Raw genomic sequence first — 19,620 nt, 5'->3', positions numbered from 1 at the left:
AATCGTTCCTAACAGGAACCTGCCGTCATTCTTTCACAATAGGTGGATGAAAAGGTCACAACCCTTACGGACAGGAAAAAGGTGAGATTCCTTTTCGGTAGTTGGCATTTGACTTGGTTCGCCAACGATTTATAGATTTTTATAAGAATTTTAAACCAGGAATTATATGAAAGTTACAAACAACGATTATGAAAAGATGGAAGAGCTATACGAGTTGTACGAACAAAAAATTTATTATGTAGCTTATTCTATTTTAAATAATATTCAACAGGCTGAAGATGCGGTTCAAGAGACGTTTATTACTCTTTATAAGAACTTGGAAAAGCTCCATAGCTTGGCTACTGAAGAGCTTAAACGATACATTTTGAGGGTTGCGAAAAACAAGGCGATTGATAGCTACCGGAAAAATAGACGACATGAAACATTTTTAGAAGAATATGAAAGAGAATCAATAGAAGCAGTAGATGAAAATATTGAAGAGTGGGAAAAACGTAAAATGTCTGAAGTTCAAATTGATGCATTACTAAAAGAGTTAAATGAATCTAACAGACAGGTGTTTAAGTACAAAGTCTTTTATAACTTAACGTATCAAGAAATTTCAAGTGTTATGGGGATAACGGAAGTCAATGTCCGTAAGCAGTTTGAACGGGCTCGAAAACGAGTCCAAAATATGATAGGAGGTATACAACATGACGAATTCAAAGAACTCCAAAGAAATATATGAACTTGCTGAAAAAATTGCTTTAGATGATTTTGATAAACTTGAAGAACAACATGAATTTTCACATACATATACGCGCAAAAAGAAATTGTTTTTGGAGGAAATGAAGCTGAAAGATGGACAACCGCAGAAAAAGCGTAAAAGACATCGTATGTTAATCGCTGCTGCTTGCTTATTGATTGGTATGCCGACAACCGTTTTTGGAGCAGTGAAAGTTTATAATATGATTGTTCAAAAACAAAATTATGAAGTAAATGTTTCAGTAACAAATAAAGACTCAAAAAAGGCTGATAAGTGGTATAAGCTGAAAATCGATAAATTACCAGAAAATATGGAAGCAATTGATGATAGTGCTATGAAATATTCATTTAAAGATAACTACGCAAAGGGTGGATTTTCATTCGCTCTTCGGAGAGTAGGTGAGAATACAGATTTTCAAACTCTGTACTCGAAAAGTTACGAAGAAAAAGAGATAAATGGTAGGAAAGCAGTAATTGTCCATAAAGAAACAGGAAACAACAATATAATGTTTGACAGAAAGGTCTTTCTCTTTTTTGAGAAAGAAGGGATTATGCTAGAAAGTTATATTGGATCCGATGTAAACGAAGAACAAATGATAGATGTGTTAGGGAGTATTTCACTTGAGCCTACGTCAAAAGAAAAGGCATCATATATAGCAGATTATGATGAAAATCGCTTTACCAAAGCAGCTGAACCGAAAGAAAATAAGGTGATTCCATTGAAAAAAGATAGCAAACGACTATTTCATATAGGGCAAAAGGTTCCAGTAACGATATCTATGGATAACAGCCAAATTGAATATGTGATAGAAAAAGTTGAAGTCTTTGATTCAATCAAAGATTTTAAACAAGAGAACTTTAATGAACTTGGCCTAGAAATATTAAGCAAGAATAAGGCTTTAGATCAGACGGGAAAATTACTATCGTATAGACGAGATGAATATAAATTAGGGAATGGTAAAGAGTCAATTGATACATTAGTAGATTCCAAATTAGTTAATGTTAAATTTGTCTATTTAACAACAACAGTGAAAAATATTGGTAAAAAGTCGACAGAAGAAATCTATATGCATCCATCTATAAAACAGCTTAAATTTGAAGGGAATGCATGGAACTACGCTAAAGAAGAAGGAATGGACGCAACGCGTATTATGACGGGTGAAGTTGATTACTTGGAACCTCACGGAGACGGAAAAAGCTTTTACAATATTGGTAGTATCCGACCAGGACAAACGGTAAATGTTAAGTTAGGTTATTTTGTAGATGAGGATAAACTAGATTCCATCTTCCTTGATGCTTTCCATTACAGAGGGAATGGTGGCACTGAAAATATGAATGCGGAATATCGTTGGTGGATTGATATTCGTCAATAGTAACAAAGAGACTAAAAAGCTGCTTACATCTAGCAGCTTTTTAGTCTTCATACATATGTAAAATTTCTTTTGCACGTATACGTAAACCGTCTATCAATTCTTTCGGTTCTAAAACTCGTGCATCTTTCCCAAGTCTATAAAATAAAGGGATAATAAAGTTTATTTCACCTTTATCAATTGTTGAATGTATATATCCTGTCCCGTCTTCGTTTACTACTACGAATTCTTCAAGGTAAGGAACGCTTTTACATTGGCGTACACCTTCTGTTGTTAGTAAAACATGTAACTGAGTAGGACTATGTATTACGTTAGAGTTAGAGGCAAACCATTCTTCTAAATTCATGAACGTACTTTCATTTTCTTCTGTTGATAATATAGAAAGAATACGATCAATGCGATACAGTAATACTTTTTTTCTACTGAAGTCATAGGATGGTAAGTACCATAGCCCGTCATGCGCATATACACCGATAGGATGAACATGTTTTGTTTTTATCCCCGATTTAGATTCGTATTGAAAGTGTAAATTTTTATTTTCAATAGCCGCAGTTAGTACTTCGTTTAAAAGAGGTGTATTAATTGTTCTCTTCGGATTCCAAAAAGCGATATAAGAACGTATTTTATCAACTTTTGCTTTCGCATCATGCTGTAGAGAGCTATACAGTTTATGTGTAACGGAATTGATTTCTGTGTTAAAAGGCAAGTTTCTGTAGTAGCTTAAAGATTGAAATGCAAAAAAGATGGAGACTGCTTCTTCTTCCGTAAATAATATAGGGGGAATGACTCTATTTGTTAATACTTTATAGCCTCCATTACGACCTTGTTCAGCATAAATAGGTAATCCCATATCACTTAAATCTATAATGTATCTATGGACAGTACGAACGGAAATATTAAATTCGTCAGCTATTTCTTGCGCTGTAAATGTCTTTTTGGCAGAAGCAAATATAAGAATATCTAATAAGCGTTTAGCTTTTGACAAATGTATCACCTTTTTTCTTTTTAATATGACATAAAGTGTCATGTTTTATTGTTAGTATATTGTTTCTATCATAATGTTATCAAGATGAGATGCAAGGAGGAAAAGATATGTCACGTGAAATAGTTTTATTTATTGCGGCGAGCTTAGATGGATATATTGCGAAAGAAAATGATGATTTAGAGTGGTTAATGGAAACGGAAGGAGAGGGAGATAACGGTTATACAGAAATGTATGAAACAATTGATACAATAATTATGGGGAAAAGAACGTACGATTATGTAGTAGAGCATATAGAACCATTCCCGTATGTAGATAAAAAATGTTATGTTTTTTCTAACTCAGAAAAAGGTTCAAACGAACACGTGGAGTTTGTAAATGAAGATGTAGTGGAGTTTACAAAAAGGTTAAAAGCACAAGAAGGATCTAAAATATGGATGGTCGGTGGAGGGAGTCTCTTAAGAGAGTTCTTTAAGAATAATTTAATTGATGAATATGTTGTTACGATTACACCGCATATATTAGGTTCTGGAGTGCCGTTATTTCAAGACAAGAATCCAGAAATCCATTTAACTTTAACGGATACGAAACGTTTTGGGCAATTTGTAAATTTATATTATAAAGTAAAATGATAAAGTGAAACTTTAATCAGTGGGGGTTTTGTTCTTCCCCCACTGATTATTAGTTGAACCAATCGGGCTTTTACGGGCAGTTGATCCCCCACCTAACTTCTTTGCTTCCGCTGAACTTTGAGGTAGGGGTCTTACTGCCCGTTAATGCGGGATAAAGAAACACGACTACCATCAGTAGTCGTGTTTTTATATAGATGGCAATGAAATAATAAAGCAAGACCCGTGATCAACTGCGCTCGTTACAGTAATATTTCCGCCGTGTAGTTCTACAATTTCTTTCACGATAGATAGCCCTAAACCAGTCCCACCGGTAGCTCGTGATCTTGCTTTATCCACTCGATAAAAGCGATCGAAAATGTGAGGGAGATCTTCAGGAGGAATACCTTCGCCTTCATCTTCTATTGTAATGGTGATACGTTTATTTTCTTCTATAACAGAAATGCGGATATGAGAATGTTCTTTTGAATGTCTATAAGCGTTATTTAAAATGTTCACCACAACTTGTTCGAATCGTTGTTCATCTAAATTTACTAGCAGTGTAGGAGGACAAGAGAAAGAAACTGTAATGTATCTTTCTTTATACATGGCGTTTACTTTTTCAGATATGCGAGTAAGGAAGGTGTGTAAATGTACTTCCTTTACTTGAATAGAAAAGTTATGTTGTTCCATTTGTGCAAGTGAAAATAAATCTTGAACTAAGTTTGTAATGTAATCAGATTCGTCTTTTATAATCGATAAATATCGCAAACGTTGCTCGGAAGATGTGGTTTCTTTTAAAGCAATGTCAGCATAGCCTCTTACGTATGTTAACGGCGTTCGTAATTCGTGAGCAACACTTGCTAGAAATTCACTTCGCTCTGTTTTCATATAATGTAAATCATTAGCAAGCGTTTGAATAGACGATGCTAGTTCACCAATTTCATCATTTCGAGTAGTCGTTAACGAAACTGATAAATCACCTTTACTCATTTTTTCAGTGGCATGTTTCATGTGTAACAATGGTTTTGTTAATAAGCGTGATAAGAGAAAGATGGTGATGGCTGTTAATAGAAATGTGATAGCACCAGCAATAATGAATTGTTTTGTTAGCCCATTCACCATCTTTTCAATGGATTCTGTCCCAAGAAACATGTACACATAGCCTTCATGTTCTCCATCTACTACAATGGGGCTAACTGTACATATATAATTAGATGTTTTCCAATGATTCTCTATAATTGCGCCTTCATGATCTGTCCGTGTTTGCATCTTTTCAATATGCTTTTTTATAGTAGTATTTATTTCGTTGGATTTAGCTAGTACATCCTTATTTGCATTTGTAATAACAACAGTCGTTTCGGCTTCGGATTCCATTAGTGCAACATGGGAGATTGTTTGCTTATCAAAATACTTTTCAAGCACATCTCTGTGACTATTTCCGCGCTTTAATAAAGCTGTCATTTCTTCATTTACTCTATTGTTGACAAGGCTATAATAAAGCAAGACAAATAGAACACTTTCGATTAAAAGTGTAACAATTAAAAAATAAAATCCGAGTTGAATAGATATTCGCTTCATCGTTTTGCTCCTTAATCTAAAGTATCAATCCACCGATACCCGACTCCATAAACTGTTTTTAAATGGTGATCAATAGGGAAATTTACTTTTCGTAATTTATCACGCAAATTACGAATATGTGAATCGACTGTTCTATCTTCTGTATTTGTATTTAATCCCCAAATTCGTTCAATGAGCTGATCACGGCTTAATACGTAGTTCACATGACGTAAAAATAATCCGAGTAAAGAGAATTCAATTGGTGTAAGAAGAAGTTCTTCGTTATAGACAGAAACGAAATGCTTTGCCTCATCCCATAAAATGCCGTGATATTGGATTTGCGTCCGTTGATTCGTTCGCCTTAAAATAGCTTCAATTCTCGCGAAAAGCTCTTCTTCATGGAAAGGTTTCGTTACGTAATCATCTGCTCCGATTTTTAATCCTTGGACGACATCTACCGTTTGATCACGAGCTGTTACCATAATGATAGGAACGTTACTAAATGAGCGGATTTTTTTACACGTTTCCCATCCGTCCATCTTTGGCATCATAATATCCAGTAAAATAAATTTAAAGTTTTGATTTTCTATATGTGAAATCGCTTCTTCTCCGGATCGTGCACATATGCAGTTATATCCAATTGGAGTAAGATAAAGCGTTAATAATTCAAGCATTCTCGGTTCATCGTCTACGAGCAGTATATCAATCATAGAGAGCCCTCCATATATAATCTTTACTTAAATTGTAATGCAAAATCATGAAGAAATGGTGCAGATTGTAATGCGTCTGCATAATTTCTTCAGAATTGCTTGTTATTGTAAAAATGAAATTCCATTTTAGGTAATGATATTGGCTCGAAAATGATTTATACGGAGGCGGTATAGTGAAAAAAATGACCCGAGTTTTTGGGATAACAATAATTACAGCAGTTGGTCTTGCGGCATGTGGACAAACAAATACAGATCATAAAAATCATGAATCTAAAGAAGAGAAGAAAACAGAGCAAAAGGAAATGAAAATGAATCAGGAAGTAACTGCGCCGAAAGAAATGAACAAAGGGGCATCGAATGATTTATTAACGACAAGTTTAAAAAATGTAACGAGATTAAACACAAATGATCCTCTGCAAATGGCAGTATTAACTTCGCAAACGATATGGCCAGCAACGCATAAAGAGAATCAACCCGGTGCTATTATTTTAGTACCAGTAAATGAGTGGCAATTAGGTATTGCAAGTGCAGACCTTATTCATCATCCGAATAACGGACCGATTCTATTTATAGAAAAAGAAAAGGTACCCGAAATGACATTAAAAGAAATAAAACGATTAAATCCGCTCGGAACGAAAGATGGAACACAAATTATGGTGATGGGGGATGTTGATGCATCTATCCTTGAGCAATTAAAAGAGTATAAAGTAAAGCAAATAAAAGAAACGGATCCAGCTACATTTGCAAAAGATGTTGATAAAGAATATGCCGATATAACAGGAAGCTACCCGAATAGTGTTATTATCGGTTCGTCTGAAGAAGAAGGACGTTTATATACAACACCAGCTGTAAATTGGATCTCTCATATGCCAGAACCGCTTTTATATACAGAGAAAGATAAGGTGCCAGAAGCAACGATAGAGGCATTAAAGATGAGAAAAGATAAAGCGAATATATATGTATTAGGACCAGAAAAAGTTGTTTCAAAAGAAGTGGAAAAAGAGTTAAGCAAATATGGAAAAGTAACGCGTATTAGTGGAGAGAATCCGATAGAGAATTCTATTGCATTTGCGAAATTTAAAGATGAAAGAACAAAATTTGGATGGGGGTTCACGAAACCAGGCCATGGTGTATCATTTGTTTCAAACAAAACACCAGACTTGGCAGTTGCAGGAGCACCATTTTCACATATGGGTAAACATGCACCTGTTATCTTATTAGAGGAAGGAAAAGCTTCACAACCAGTGTATGACTTCCTTGCAAGTATTCAGCCGAAGTTTAAAGATGACCCAACGCTTGGACCGTATAATCACGGCTTCTTATTAGGTAGTACGAGTGATATTTCATTTGAAACACAAGGAATATTAGATGAGAGATTAGAGATTGTGCAAGAAAGTGGTCAAGGTCACGGTGGACATTAATGAAATGAGAGAAGACGCTATGAAGGTAGCGTCTTTTTTTAGGAAACTTTTACATAGCGCAAAATCCTCTACTCGTTATATAATAGCCTTCGTGCAGTCGGCTTAGATTTTCTTATGGAGAAAATCAAATGAGAAAAGAGTAGAGGAGTGGTATTTTGTTTCAAACGATAAAAAATGATTGGTTCTCCAACGTGAAAGGAGATGTGCTATCAGGAATTGTCGTTGCTTTAGCGTTAATTCCTGAAGCGATTGCTTTCTCAGTTATTGCAGGCGTAGATCCGACCGTTGGGTTATACGCAGCCTTTTGTATTGCTGTTACCATTTCATTTGTTGGTGGAAGAACTGGGATGATTTCAGCTGCAACAGGTGCAATGGCATTATTAATGGTAACGCTCGTTAAAGATCATGGTTTGCAATATTTATTTGCTACCACAATATTAACAGGTATTGTCCAAATTATTTTTGGCGTGTTCAAACTGAGCTCATTCATGAAGTTTGTTCCGAAATCTGTTATGAGTGGTTTTTTAAATTCACTTGGGATTTTAGTTTTTACAGCGCAATTGCCGCATTTTAAAAATGCAACTTGGCAAATGTATGCACTTGTCGCATTAGGACTTGTCATTATATATGTATTTCCACGTATTGCGACAGCTGTCCCATCGACACTTATTTCCATTATTATTGTGACAAGTATTGCAATTATGAGCGGATTACAGTTAAAAACAGTAGGGGATATGGGAAGCTTGCCGAAAGAATTACCGTTCTTTAGCATGCCTGATGTGCCTTTTACACTTGAGACATTGGGGATTATTTTACCGTACGCAGTTATGCTTGCAATTATCGGTTTACTAGAGTCATTATTAACAGCTTCAGTTTTAGATGATATGACGCATACGGAAAGTAATAAACATAAAGAAGCACGTGGGCAAGGTATTGCAAACATTGTCGCTGGTTTCTTCGGAGGAATGGCAGGATGCGCAATGATTGGACAATCTGTTATTAATATTAAATCAGGTGGACGCGGACGATTATCGACGTTTGTAGCGGGCGGATTTTTAATCATATTACTATTTGTTTTAGGCGATTATGTCGTTCATATTCCGATGGCAGCTTTAGTTGCAGTTATGATTATGGTTTCAATTGGAACATTTGATTGGAACTCTGTAACAACGATTCATAAAGTGCCAAAAGGGAATGCATTTGTTATGATTGTAACAGTTGTGATTGTCTTAATTACACATAATTTAGCATTAGGTGTAATTATCGGAACAGTAATTAGTGCGGTTTTATTTGCATTCAATATGGCAAAGATTCACGTGAAACATTTATATATTGAAAATAAGAAAATATACGAAATTCATGGCCAACTTTTCTTCGCATCTACGGCAGATCTTATCAATAATTTTTCATTTGAGGAAGATGTAAAAGAAATTGAGTTGAATTTTTCTCACGCACACATATGGGATGATTCAGCAGTGGCATCCATTGATAAAGTTATTATGAAGTATGAACAAAGTGGCGTGAAAGTAAGTATAACGGGATTAAATGAACGTAGTGCAAAACTTGTTACTAATTTAGCTACTTATAATAAAAGAATTGCTAGTTAGAAGCCTCCTTTTTAGGGGGCTTTATTATATAATACGAGTAGGATAACGAAAAGGGGATTCAGCATATGTATAAACAAATTATATTAGCATGTGACGGCTCTGAACATGCGCTTCGAGCAGCGGAACATGCAACATATATTGCGAAATGTAGCGAAGAAACAAATGTTGAAGTTGTGTACGTAGTAGATAATAGAACGGCAAAATCAGATATTATACAAGGCCAAACAGATTTAGAAACAATATCGGCTAGTCGAAAAGATAAATTAAAAGAGATTGAAGGTTTATTAAAGCAAGAGAACATTCCCTATACAATTACGATATTACATGGTGATCCTGGAGATACAATTGTTCAATATGTAAATACAGGGGATATAGATCTTGTTATAGCTGGAAGTAGAGGGTTAAATACACTGCAAGAGATGGTGCTTGGTAGTGTAAGTCATAAAATAGCAAAACGTGTGAAATGTCCGGTGATGATTATAAAGTAAATTGAATAAAATGTAAAAAGGGCCTTGGGATAGCAAGGTCTTTTTTATGTATAAATGCCTTGCATTTGTGGAAATACTAGATATATAAGTTGAGATGTTAACTTACAAATTTGTAAGTTTGTTGTTAGTGAAATCGATGTTATGAACATTATTCCATTGGTAAAATAAAAATAACGAAGGGGAGAGAGGAAGGATGAAAAAGATGAAAGCATTTCAAGATTTGTCATATAGTCAAGGTGTCGGTCTTATTTGTTTAGGGGGATTTGCTGCATCTGTTACGTTAGCTGTTGTAATAAAGATGATTCATCAAATCTTTTAATAGTAGAGTCGGGAAGGAATTGGTTGTTATTAATAGTAAGAAAAGGATAGTAAATAAAAAATAGCTCTTAGCAGTAAGTAAATGCTAAGAGCTATTTTTATGATTATTTTTCTACTTCTGGCTTTTCACTTGTTACAGTAACGTCTTTCCAATGTGAAGTTATTTGATTCACTTCAGTGTTGACATCATAATTTTTTACACGCTTATTAACACCTGTTAAATCAAATGTGTAATGAATTGGAATCATCGGTGCTTCGTCATGAATTAATTTTTGCCATTTATCGTATACTTCTTTACGATATTTTTCATCAGTAGCTTTTTCTGATAATCCTGCGTCTAATAACTTCGTATTTTCATCATTTACCCAGCGCTGATAGTTAAATCCAGCATTTTTGCCCCATAGGCCAGAAAGGTCAGGGTCAGAGCCAGTGTTCCAAGCACCAGAGAAAATATCAACTTTCGGATCATCTTTTTTAATCATATCACGCATAGCATTAAATTCATGTAAGCGTCCATCAACAAGTTCTACTTTTAAGCCGATATCTTTCCAAGATTGAATATAGAATTTAGCCAGTGGTTCACTTGTTTCACTACCGTTACTAGCTAGGAAGTTAATTTTAAATTCATTACCTTTTGGATCCTCGCGGAATCCATCACCATTTTTATCTTTATAGCCAGCTTCATCTAATAGTTTTTTCGCTTTATTTACATCTAAGTTATATGCGCCAACATTGTTATTATGATACTTTGGCATAGATGGTGGAATTGGAGAGTTAGCTGGAACACGAAGTCCGTGATATACTTTTTCTCCTAATTTTTCTCTATCAATTGCATACGCCATTGCTTGACGTAAACGAACGTCTTTGAACTTATCGTTATCCATTACAGCTTCATTCTTTGCTTTGTCCATATGTCCAAATTTAAATCCGATATAAGTGTAAGCAAGGTCAGTTTTACCAATTAGTTGTGTGTTTTTTAATTTACTTACGTTCGGATATTGATCAGCAGTAATTGCTGCAATATCAATATCACCTTTTTTCAGAGATGCACTAACAATAGATGGATTTACAACCTTTAGCGTTATATTTTTTAGTTTAGGTTTGCCACCCCAATAATCATCGAAGCGCTCATACTCAACTGATTCACCAGGGACGATTTTCTTCACCTTAAATGGTCCGAATCCAATTGGATTTTGACGGATTTTATCTGATTCAGCTAGTTTTTCAATTGGTACATCACCTAAATATTTTTTTGGTGTAGGATATGTCCAAATACCAGTTTTCAGTGAAGGGTTTACTTCTTTATAAGTAATGGAAATTGTTTTTGGATCGACTACTTTAATACCAGAAATTTTGTCAGCTTTTCCAGCGTGATATTCTTCCATACCTTCAATCATTTGCATTTGTGTATCGTAACGAATACCTGTATATTTGCTATTCCCAATAATTAAGTAAGAATATTCTAAATCCTCAGCTGTTAAAGGGTTACCATCGTGCCATTTTACATTATCTTTAATCTTAATTGTAATTGTTTTTTTATCTTCAGAAATTGTATACGTTGCAGCACCATCATTTGTAATTTCCCAGTTTTTATCTGTAGCTAATAATTGTTCATCAAAGAAATCCATAATTTCTGAATCTGGAGCAACTTCATACAATACTCTACTTAAAACACCAGCGAAAGGTGAATTTGAAACGAGTCCATAAGTTAATGATCCGTCTTTAATTTCTTTACCATCATTTTTTACAGCAGCACTAAATTTATTTGTTTCTACTTTTTTCGTATTTGCTTTTTTGCTACCGCTATCAGCACCCCCACATGCAGATAGTAATAATGTTGAAGCAGCAAGTGTACTTAATACTTTGTACAATTTTGGTTTGTTCATAACTTCTCCACCCCTTAACCTTTTCTTTGTCTCGCATCAGCCGCACGCTTTAACGCTTGACCAATAAAATTTATACACAGCATCAACACTAAAATCATGATTGATGCGGGTAACCAAATCCACCATTTTTCTTGCAATACATCTGGGTTTGTTGCATAACTTACAAGTGTACCAAGACTTGGTGTACTTTCTGGTAGACCAAATCCTAAGTAAGTCAAACTAGATTCAATCCCGATGTTACCAGCAAGATTTAATGTAATATTTACGATAATAATAGAACTTAAATTAGGTAATATTTGCTGGAAGATAATCTTCCAATTTGGTGTTCCTAATGTTTTAGATGCAGATACGTAATCAAGTTCTTTCTCCGTTAATACTTTAGAGCGTATAAGTCTTGCTTTTCCGACCCATAAGAAAGCAGTCATTATGAGAATAAATGTAGTAATATTGAAAGTTGGAACGAGTGAGATAAATACGATAACAATCATTAAGAATGGTAAAATCATCATAAAATCGATAAAACGCATGATGATGTTATCGACAACTCCTCCAAAATAGCCAGCAATTAGTCCCATCGTAAGACCGATAAGAGTTGATAAAAGAGTAATGGCTAAACCAACTGTAAAGGAATTACGTGTACCAATAATTAATTGTCCGAAAATATCACGGCCTCCATAATCAGTTCCTAGCCAATGTTCAGCGGAAGGAGGATCATAAATGGCGAACAGATCAACTCGAACGATATCTTCTTGTTTCATAATAAATGAAGTTGCGTAAACGGCTATTAATATTAAAGTTAAAAAGAATAGGGAAAACATTGCTAGTTTATCTTTACGAAATTCGCGCCACATAATGGAGAAACCAGAAGGGCTCTTTTCGTAATGAATGACTTCAGTTTGTTTTTCAGGATTTGCTAACATAACGTTTCTTCACCTCCATTAATCAATACGAATACGTGGATCAACGATGCTTAGAATAATATCGGAAAGAAGAGTCCCGAGTAGCGTTGCGAATCCAGTAAATAATACAAGAGCAGTTACGACACTGAAATCACGTTGAGTGATAGATTGGAAAAATAGTTGTCCAATTCCTGGGTAGCCGAAAATATTTTCTAGAATAATAGAGCCACCAACTAAACCTGTAATTTCATATCCTAAAAATGCTGCAATTGGTAAAAATGAATTTCGTAAAATATGTCTGGAATATACTTTAGATTCTGGTACACCTTTTGCTTTTACTGTGCGTACAAAATCTTTATGTTTCGTATCAATAATTTCACTTCGTAAATATTGTACAGTTCCTACAGTGCCAATTAATGCCCCAGATAAAGCTGGTAAAATCATATGATTTAATTTACTTAAATAGTAATCAAATGATCCGGCTGCCACTTGTGGATCAACGCTACCACTTGTAGGGAAGATCGGGTATAAAAAGCCGAATAAGAATAACATTACTAATCCGAAAATAAATAGGGGTGTACCAAATCCTAAAAAGTTATAGAGTGTAATGAGTCGATCAGCCCACGTATCATTCCAACGCCCACTTATAACGCCAAGTGGAATGGCGATTAAATAAGTAAGAATAAGAATTAGAAGAGCTAACAGCACTGTATTACCAAGGCGTTCCCCAATAATATCTGTTACTTGTATTTTATGTGCGTAAGAAATGCCGAAATCCCCTTGTACGGCATTTGAAATCCACCTTACATATTGTGTGGGAATAGGATCATTTAACCCAAGTTTCTCACGTTGTTCTTCAATTACTTTTGGATCTGCTTTTGGATTTGCTAGTTCAGCGCCACTTAATGCATCACCTGGCATTGCTTTAGCAAGTGTAAAGACGAGTACGCTTAATATGAATAATTGCGGTATCATAACTAAAATCCGGCGTAATATAAATTTCCACATGTTTTATCACTCCCTTATGGTAATGCCACCCGGTGAGTTGGCGAGATTGGTTTTAAATCGTAAGCACGTCCATTTTCATTGAAATAATTTTCATATGATTTTTCGTACTCAGCGCTTACTTCACGACGCAATTTACGCTGTTGTTCACGGTTTTCTGGACGAATATCAGGAATAGCTGATATTAGGCGCTTCGTATAGATGTGCTGTGGATTGTTATAAATTTCATCACTAGTTGCTTCTTCCACAATGCGTCCGCGATACATAACACCAATACGGTCACACATATGGCGAATTACACCTAAATCATGACTAATAAATAAGTACGTTAGTCCGAGTTCAGATTGTAAATCTTGTAAGAAGTTTAAAACTTGGGCTTGTACAGAAACATCCAGTGCTGATACAGGTTCATCAGCGATAATAAGCTTTGGCTTTAATGTAAGAGCGCGTGCAATACCAATCCGCTGTCTTTGCCCACCGGAAAATTCATGTGGATATTTATAGATAGACTCCGGATTTAAGCCGACTTTATCAAGATAATCTTGAACAGCTCTACGTTCTTCGTCGGGTGAGAGTTTCTCAAAATTCCGAAGTGGTTCAGCGATAATATCCATAACACGTTTCTTCGGGTTTAAGGATGAATAAGGATCTTGAAAAATCATCTGAATATCTTTTCGTTGTTCTCTTAGTTCTGAGCGACTTAATTTTGTTAAATCTCTATTATTAAAATGAATGCTACCGCCTGTTGCTTTTGTTAAGTGCATAATTGCTTTTCCAGTTGTTGATTTGCCGCTCCCAGATTCCCCAACGATTCCGTACGTTTCGCCAGGTTGTAGTTCGAAGCTTACGCCATCAACAGCACGAACGTAATCTAATGTACGACCGAAAACACCACCTTTAATTGGAAAGTGTACTTTTAAATCTTCTACTTTAAGCAGTGCCATGAGTTACGTCATCTCCTTTCTTATCTTGGAAGTTGAAATGTTTGTAGCACGTACAACGTACCCAATGGTCTGGTTTTACTTCATGTAAAATTGGATTTTCCTCGTGTTGATCAGGCCTAATCCATGGAATTCGAGCTTGGAAGCGGCAACCTGTGCGAGGCATCTTCGCTAACGAAGGAACCACTCCTTGAATTACATGCAATTTTTCTTTTTCAGCATACGCAGATGGAATGGAGTTTAATAGAGAACGAGTATATGGGTGAAGAGGGTTGTTAAAAATTTCTTCAACTTTTCCTGTTTCTACAACTTGTCCAGCGTACATAACGACGATACGATCGGCTGTTTCTGCGACAACACTTAAATCGTGAGTAATTAAAATGATGCCCATTTTCGTTTGTTCTTGAATAGATTTTAGTAAGTCTAAAATTTGTGCTTGGATGGTTACGTCAAGAGCCGTTGTTGGCTCATCTGCAATAATAAGTGCTGGGTTACAAGCAATTGCAATTGCGATAACAATTCTTTGTCTCATTCCGCCAGATAATTCGTGTGGGTATTGTTTATATGTAAGTTCTGGTTTTGGAATACCAACTTGATGAAGTAGTTCTAAGGTGCGTTCTTTCTTTTCTAATTTCGAAAGATTTGTGTGGTAGTCTAAGTTTTCTTCGATTTGTTTTCCAACTGTCATAAGAGGATCGAGTGCTGTAAGAGGTTCTTGGAAAATCATACCGATGTTTGATCCGCGTACTTTATTCATCTCTGCGGCTGACATCGTTAGTAAGTCCTTATCTCTATAGTTAAGCTGCCCTTGTAATTTTGTATTTGCTTCATTATGCAGTCGCATAATGGAAAGGGCAAGTGCACTTTTTCCGCAACCTGATTCACCGACTATCGCGACAATTTCATTTTCATGGACAGTTAACGAAACATCATCAACTGCGGCATGATATTGATCTTGTATACGAAAGGAAGTCTGTAAGTTTTCAATACGAAGAAGTGGATTCTTCATGGCTATCCCTCCATCTTTTCTGAAAAGACTAAATATTTTGTATGTTATTGTTATTTTAATATAAATTGACAATGTTTGACAAGGGAAAGTTGAGAAAATATTCAAAAATCTTTTTATATAAAAATTGAATACAGTTGTAGTAGTGGTTGAAGTGTTTTGGAAACGCCAACATATATGTGAGAGGGAAATAAATCTTTTGTAAGAAAAGAGTATTATATGTAGAAAAAAGAGAGGTGTTCTGGAAAGAACAGTCTCTCTTTTTTTGATAAGAATAATATTAGTACTTAAGCTTGCTTTTGTTTTACAGATCCTGTCTTTAAAGTAAGAGCAAGGAAGAACATTGCAAGTACACAAGATGCAAGTAATAAGATGAATCCGCCATCCCATCCAAATGCATCGACGATAAAGCCCATAGCGGCACTAGCGAAAGCTGCTCCGCCTAAGTAACCGAAGAAGCCAGTTAATCCAGCTGCAGTTCCAGCCGCTTTCTTTGGTGCTAAGTCAAGAGCGTGTAGACCAATTAACATAACAGGTCCGTAAATTAAAAATCCAATTGCAACAAGTGCGATACTATCAACCATTGGATTACCAGGAGGGTTTAGCCAGTACACAAGAACGGCGATAAATACACCAACCATAAATAAAATACCAGCAGGTGCGCGGCGTCCTTTAAATAGTTTATCACTCATCCAGCCACAAAGAAGTGTACCTGGAATACCAGCCCATTCATATAGAGCATAGGCTGTACGTGAACTACTATGAGTAAAGCTTTTTTCTTCTACTAAATAAGTAGGAGCCCAGTCTACAACACCGTAACGTACGAAATAAACAAAAACGTTTGCAATAGCGATGTACCATAAAAATTTATTGTTTAATACGTATTTAAATAAAATTTCTTTTACCGAAAGTTCGCGTTCGCGATCTTGTACTTTTTCATCTGGTGGATATTCTCCAGTATGTTCTTCAATAGAAGGTAATCCGCAAGATTGAGGTGTATCTCTCATCGTAATTAATACATAAATACCAACTAAAATTGAAAGAATACCTGGGAAGTAAAAAATACTTTTCCAGTCATTTGCAAAGAAATATAACCCTAATGTTACAAGGGAAGGCATAAGTGCGCCACCGACATTATGAGCGACGTTCCAAATAGACATTTTTGTACCACGTTCACTAATAGAGAACCAGTGAACCATTGTACGACCACAAGGAGGCCATCCCATCCCTTGTACCCATCCATTTAAAAACTGAAGTACAAACATAAGTATAATGCTCGTTGTAATGAAAGAAAATGAGCCGAAAATAATATTAATGATACCTGATAAAAATAGTCCAGCTGCTAAAAAGTAGCGAGGATTACAACGATCGGATACGATACCCATAAGAAATTTACTTAATCCGTAAGCGATAGAAACTGCTGAAAGGATAACCCCAAGCTCCCCTTTACTAAAGCCTTGTTCAATTAAGTATGGCATTGCTAGTGAAAAGTTTTTTCGAACAAAGTAGTAACCTGCATAGCCGATGAAGATACCTAAAAATACTTGTAAACGTAATTTACGGTATTCACTATCAACGCGATCAGCTGGTAAGCGTTCCGCGTGGGGCGCAGGTTTAAAGAATTGTGTGAAAAACATAAAATGAAAATCCTCCCCAAATTAATTCGAAGTGTCGTAAGTCAGAGAGAATATAAAAAGGCCATGAAATATAAAAAAGTTTCCTTTTTTATGATTCATAGCCGTGTACTCCGATTCTCCGTGACTGTCAATATTAACTTCGTCGAAAATTATACAACTTTGTGACAAAAATGTAAACGTTTTTATAGATAAAAAGTGTTGACGGATTTTGTTCGTCGGATTAATATTTAAATACATTAAATATTTTATTGTTTAAATAAGAGGTGGATAACATGCCAAATGATATGACGCATATCGATAAAATTCAAGCTCTTGCCTTTTCGATTGGAAAGAAAATGCAGACAGAGTTATTAGAACAAATGCAAGCAACAGGACTTACACCACCGCAGTTTTATATTTTAAAGATTTTAGATCATTATGGAGCTTCAAGGGCGACAAAATTAGCAAAAAAGATGTATGTAAAGCCTAGTGCAATTACAGTGATGATCAATCGCTTAATTGACCAAGAGCTTGTAGAGCGTTATCACGACAAAGAGGACCGTCGTGTTGTCGTCATTGAGTTAACCAAAAAGGGGAAAGCTAGAGTAGAAGAGGCAATGACCGCTCGTAATGAGCACATTGCAAAATATTTCTCACATTTAGAATTACAAGAAAGAGAAGATTTGTTACGCCTCTTTGAGAAGTTAGAAACAATTATTTGCGGGACACAAGAGAAAAAAGAGAATAACTAAGAGGAATTGAGGAGATTACATGGAGCAACAAGAAAATATAAATAGAAAGTTGTTGTTAATCGGTTTAATCATTGCGATGCTATTTGCTGCCTTAGATGGAACAATCGTTGGTACAGCAATGCCACGTATCGTTGGTGAACTAGGTGGATTAAGCTTAATGACGTGGTTAACAACAGCTTATATGTTAACATCAACGACAGTTGTACCAATCGCAGGTAAATTAGCGGATTTACTTGGCCGTCGTAACGTATATATAACAGGGCTAGTTATCTTTATGGTTGGCTCAGCATTATGTGGTATGGCAAATGGTATGACAGAATTAATTATTTTCCGTGGTATTCAAGGTCTTGGCGGCGGTATTATGATGCCGATGGCTATGATTATTATTGGAGATATGTTCACGGGGAAAGAACGTGCGAAATGGCAAGGTATTTTTGGTGCGTTATACGGTCTTGCTTCTGTAATTGGACCACAAGTGGGTGGTTGGATTGTAGATGCAGTGAACTGGAGATGGGTATTCTACATTAACTTGCCAGTTGGTATTTTAGCAACAATCTTTATTGCAATGGGATTAAAATCACATAAACAAACAGGACCAATTAAAATTGATATCGCTGGGATCTTTACGATGATTCTCGGTGTTGTAAGTTTATTACTTGCATTAACGTTTGGTGGAAAAGATTACGCATGGGATTCTTGGCAAATTATCGGGTTATTTGCATTAGCTCTAATTGGTATAGTTAGCTTTGTTATCGTTGAAACGAAAGCAGAAGAACCCATTTTACCGATGCATTTCTTTAAAAATCGTACATTTACATTACTAAATGCGATTGGATTCTTTATGAGTATTGGAATGTTCGGTGCGATTATGTTCGTACCATTCTTTATGCAAGGAATTGTAGGAGTAAGTGCTGCTGAATCAGGAACAATTATGACGCCAATGATGATTACAATGATTGTGATGAGTATTATTGGCGGGCAACTTGTATTAAAAGTTGGCGTAAAACCACAAATTATTACAGGAATGCTTATAATGGCTGGAGGATTCTGGTTATTAACAACGATGGATATGCACACAACTAAATTGACTGCTACTTCTTATATGATGGTTATCGGTTTAGGAATGGGTCTTGTAATGCCGACATTAACATTAGCGTTACAAGAAAGCTTCCCGAAAAAAGATCTTGGTGTCGTAACATCATCAAGTCAGTTCTTCCGTCAAATCGGCGGAACATTTGGTATTACAATTTTAGGATCAATCATGAATAACACTTCAGGTACAACGTTAACAAAAAATTTAGTACCTGTATTAGATACATTCCCAAAAGAAGCGGGACAAATGGTAACGAAATTTAAAGATATGATTCATACAGATCCGCAAGGCTTATATTCAATGTTATTTAGTCCAGAGGCATTAAAACAAATGCCAGAAGCATTCGCTAATAGCATTGTACCAATTTTGAAAAACTCTTTAGTAGACTCACTTCATACTGTATTCTTAACAGGATTAGTATTTATCGTAGTAGGCGCTATCTTTACGATTTTCTTACAGAAGATTAAACTGTCAGATCGTAAAAAGGATGCTGAAGAGCCAGCTACAGAGGAAAAAGAACAAACTGTATCCTATTCGTAATGAAAAAGCATCGCCTTATGGCGGTGCTTTTTTGAGTATAACCTTAAAAGCTTTTTCGTGAGAAATGATTGACGTAT

The 19,620-nt window shown here is 35.6% G+C and carries 18 protein-coding genes; 9 read left to right on the top strand and 9 right to left on the bottom strand.

Annotation, left to right across the window (positions count from 1 at the left end):
* The first annotated feature begins 166 nt into the window (after positions 1 to 166).
* Complete coding sequence (locus tag MR070_RS18905) at positions 167 to 724, top strand: RNA polymerase sigma factor (RefSeq protein WP_242261795.1); 558 nt, start codon at positions 167 to 169, stop codon at positions 722 to 724.
* Positions 690 to 2,114, top strand: a complete 1,425-nt coding sequence (locus MR070_RS18900) for a DUF4367 domain-containing protein (RefSeq protein WP_242261794.1) — start codon at positions 690 to 692, stop codon at positions 2,112 to 2,114. The genes MR070_RS18905 and MR070_RS18900 overlap by 35 nt, the downstream gene beginning before the upstream one ends.
* A 40-nt stretch (positions 2,115 to 2,154) precedes the next feature.
* Here MR070_RS18900 and MR070_RS18895 read toward each other — a convergent pair whose 3' ends face one another.
* The gene (locus MR070_RS18895; protein WP_242261793.1) at positions 2,155 to 3,138 is read right to left on the bottom strand and encodes a helix-turn-helix transcriptional regulator; all 984 of its coding nucleotides are present in this window, start codon (positions 3,136 to 3,138) and stop codon (positions 2,155 to 2,157) included.
* A gap of 65 nt (positions 3,139 to 3,203) precedes the next feature.
* Between MR070_RS18895 and MR070_RS18890 the strand changes: the two genes are divergently transcribed.
* Positions 3,204 to 3,725, top strand: a complete 522-nt coding sequence (locus tag MR070_RS18890; protein ID WP_242261792.1) for a dihydrofolate reductase family protein — start codon at positions 3,204 to 3,206, stop codon at positions 3,723 to 3,725.
* 186 nt (positions 3,726 to 3,911) lie between these two features.
* Here the strand turns inward: MR070_RS18890 and MR070_RS18885 are convergent, their stop codons facing one another.
* Positions 3,912 to 5,282, bottom strand: a complete 1,371-nt coding sequence (locus MR070_RS18885; RefSeq protein ID WP_242261791.1) for a sensor histidine kinase — start codon at positions 5,280 to 5,282, stop codon at positions 3,912 to 3,914.
* A gap of 11 nt (positions 5,283 to 5,293) precedes the next feature.
* Positions 5,294 to 5,971 (bottom strand): response regulator transcription factor, encoded by a 678-nt coding sequence (locus tag MR070_RS18880; protein WP_242261790.1) that lies wholly within the window; start codon positions 5,969 to 5,971, stop codon positions 5,294 to 5,296.
* Between the two features lie 173 nt (positions 5,972 to 6,144).
* On the opposite strand from MR070_RS18880, the gene MR070_RS18875 reads away from it, so the two are divergent.
* From MR070_RS18875 to MR070_RS18860, 4 genes are all read left to right on the top strand, one after another.
* Positions 6,145 to 7,392, top strand: coding sequence for a cell wall-binding repeat-containing protein (locus MR070_RS18875; protein ID WP_242261789.1), 1,248 nt, complete (start codon positions 6,145 to 6,147; stop codon positions 7,390 to 7,392).
* 155 nt (positions 7,393 to 7,547) lie between these two features.
* Positions 7,548 to 8,999 (top strand): SulP family inorganic anion transporter, encoded by a 1,452-nt coding sequence (locus tag MR070_RS18870; RefSeq protein ID WP_242261788.1) that lies wholly within the window; start codon positions 7,548 to 7,550, stop codon positions 8,997 to 8,999.
* Positions 9,000 to 9,064: 65 nt separating this feature from the next.
* Positions 9,065 to 9,487: a universal stress protein gene (locus tag MR070_RS18865; protein WP_242261787.1), complete on the top strand. Its 423-nt coding sequence runs from the start codon at positions 9,065 to 9,067 to the stop codon at positions 9,485 to 9,487.
* Positions 9,488 to 9,680: 193 nt separating this feature from the next.
* A complete protein-coding gene (locus tag MR070_RS18860; protein ID WP_080776439.1) occupies positions 9,681 to 9,806 on the top strand; it encodes a DUF4027 family protein in 126 nt (41 codons plus the stop codon).
* A 103-nt stretch (positions 9,807 to 9,909) separates the two neighbouring features.
* On the opposite strand, the gene opp4A is transcribed toward MR070_RS18860, so the two are convergent.
* The 6 genes from opp4A to glpT all read right to left on the bottom strand — a co-directional run bounded on the left by opp4A (position 9,910) and on the right by glpT (position 17,179).
* Positions 9,910 to 11,691 carry an oligopeptide ABC transporter substrate-binding protein gene (gene opp4A, locus MR070_RS18855; protein WP_001039726.1) on the bottom strand — a complete coding sequence of 594 codons (1,782 nt, stop codon included), beginning with the start codon at positions 11,689 to 11,691 and terminating at the stop codon, positions 9,910 to 9,912.
* Positions 11,692 to 11,705: 14 nt separating this feature from the next.
* Positions 11,706 to 12,611, bottom strand: coding sequence for an ABC transporter permease (locus MR070_RS18850; protein WP_242261786.1), 906 nt, complete (start codon positions 12,609 to 12,611; stop codon positions 11,706 to 11,708).
* A gap of 18 nt (positions 12,612 to 12,629) precedes the next feature.
* On the bottom strand, positions 12,630 to 13,598 hold the full coding sequence (gene opp4B / locus MR070_RS18845; RefSeq protein ID WP_000265441.1) for an oligopeptide ABC transporter permease: 969 nt from the start codon (positions 13,596 to 13,598) through the stop codon (positions 12,630 to 12,632).
* A gap of 14 nt (positions 13,599 to 13,612) precedes the next feature.
* Entirely contained in the window at positions 13,613 to 14,539 is a 927-nt protein-coding gene (locus tag MR070_RS18840; protein WP_139896143.1) for an ABC transporter ATP-binding protein, read from the bottom strand.
* Positions 14,526 to 15,545 carry an ABC transporter ATP-binding protein gene (locus MR070_RS18835; RefSeq protein ID WP_242261785.1) on the bottom strand — a complete coding sequence of 340 codons (1,020 nt, stop codon included), beginning with the start codon at positions 15,543 to 15,545 and terminating at the stop codon, positions 14,526 to 14,528. The genes MR070_RS18840 and MR070_RS18835 overlap by 14 nt, the downstream gene beginning before the upstream one ends.
* A gap of 284 nt (positions 15,546 to 15,829) precedes the next feature.
* Positions 15,830 to 17,179: a glycerol-3-phosphate transporter gene (glpT, locus tag MR070_RS18830; protein ID WP_000466369.1), complete on the bottom strand. Its 1,350-nt coding sequence runs from the start codon at positions 17,177 to 17,179 to the stop codon at positions 15,830 to 15,832.
* 272 nt (positions 17,180 to 17,451) lie between these two features.
* Here glpT and MR070_RS18825 point away from each other — a divergent pair, with 272 nt between their 5' ends.
* Positions 17,452 to 17,910, top strand: a complete 459-nt coding sequence (locus MR070_RS18825; RefSeq protein ID WP_242261784.1) for a MarR family winged helix-turn-helix transcriptional regulator — start codon at positions 17,452 to 17,454, stop codon at positions 17,908 to 17,910.
* Positions 17,911 to 17,929: 19 nt separating this feature from the next.
* The gene (locus tag MR070_RS18820; RefSeq protein WP_000437635.1) at positions 17,930 to 19,543 is read left to right on the top strand and encodes an MDR family MFS transporter; all 1,614 of its coding nucleotides are present in this window, start codon (positions 17,930 to 17,932) and stop codon (positions 19,541 to 19,543) included.
* Positions 19,544 to 19,620 lie beyond the last annotated feature (77 nt).

The sequence above is a fragment of the Bacillus cereus group sp. BfR-BA-01453 genome, assembly GCF_022662915.1.
Classification (GTDB): domain Bacteria; phylum Bacillota; class Bacilli; order Bacillales; family Bacillaceae_G; genus Bacillus_A; species Bacillus_A paranthracis.
The sequence above is the reverse complement of the archived record's forward strand: the minus strand, read 5'-3'. Positions and strand labels throughout refer to the sequence as shown.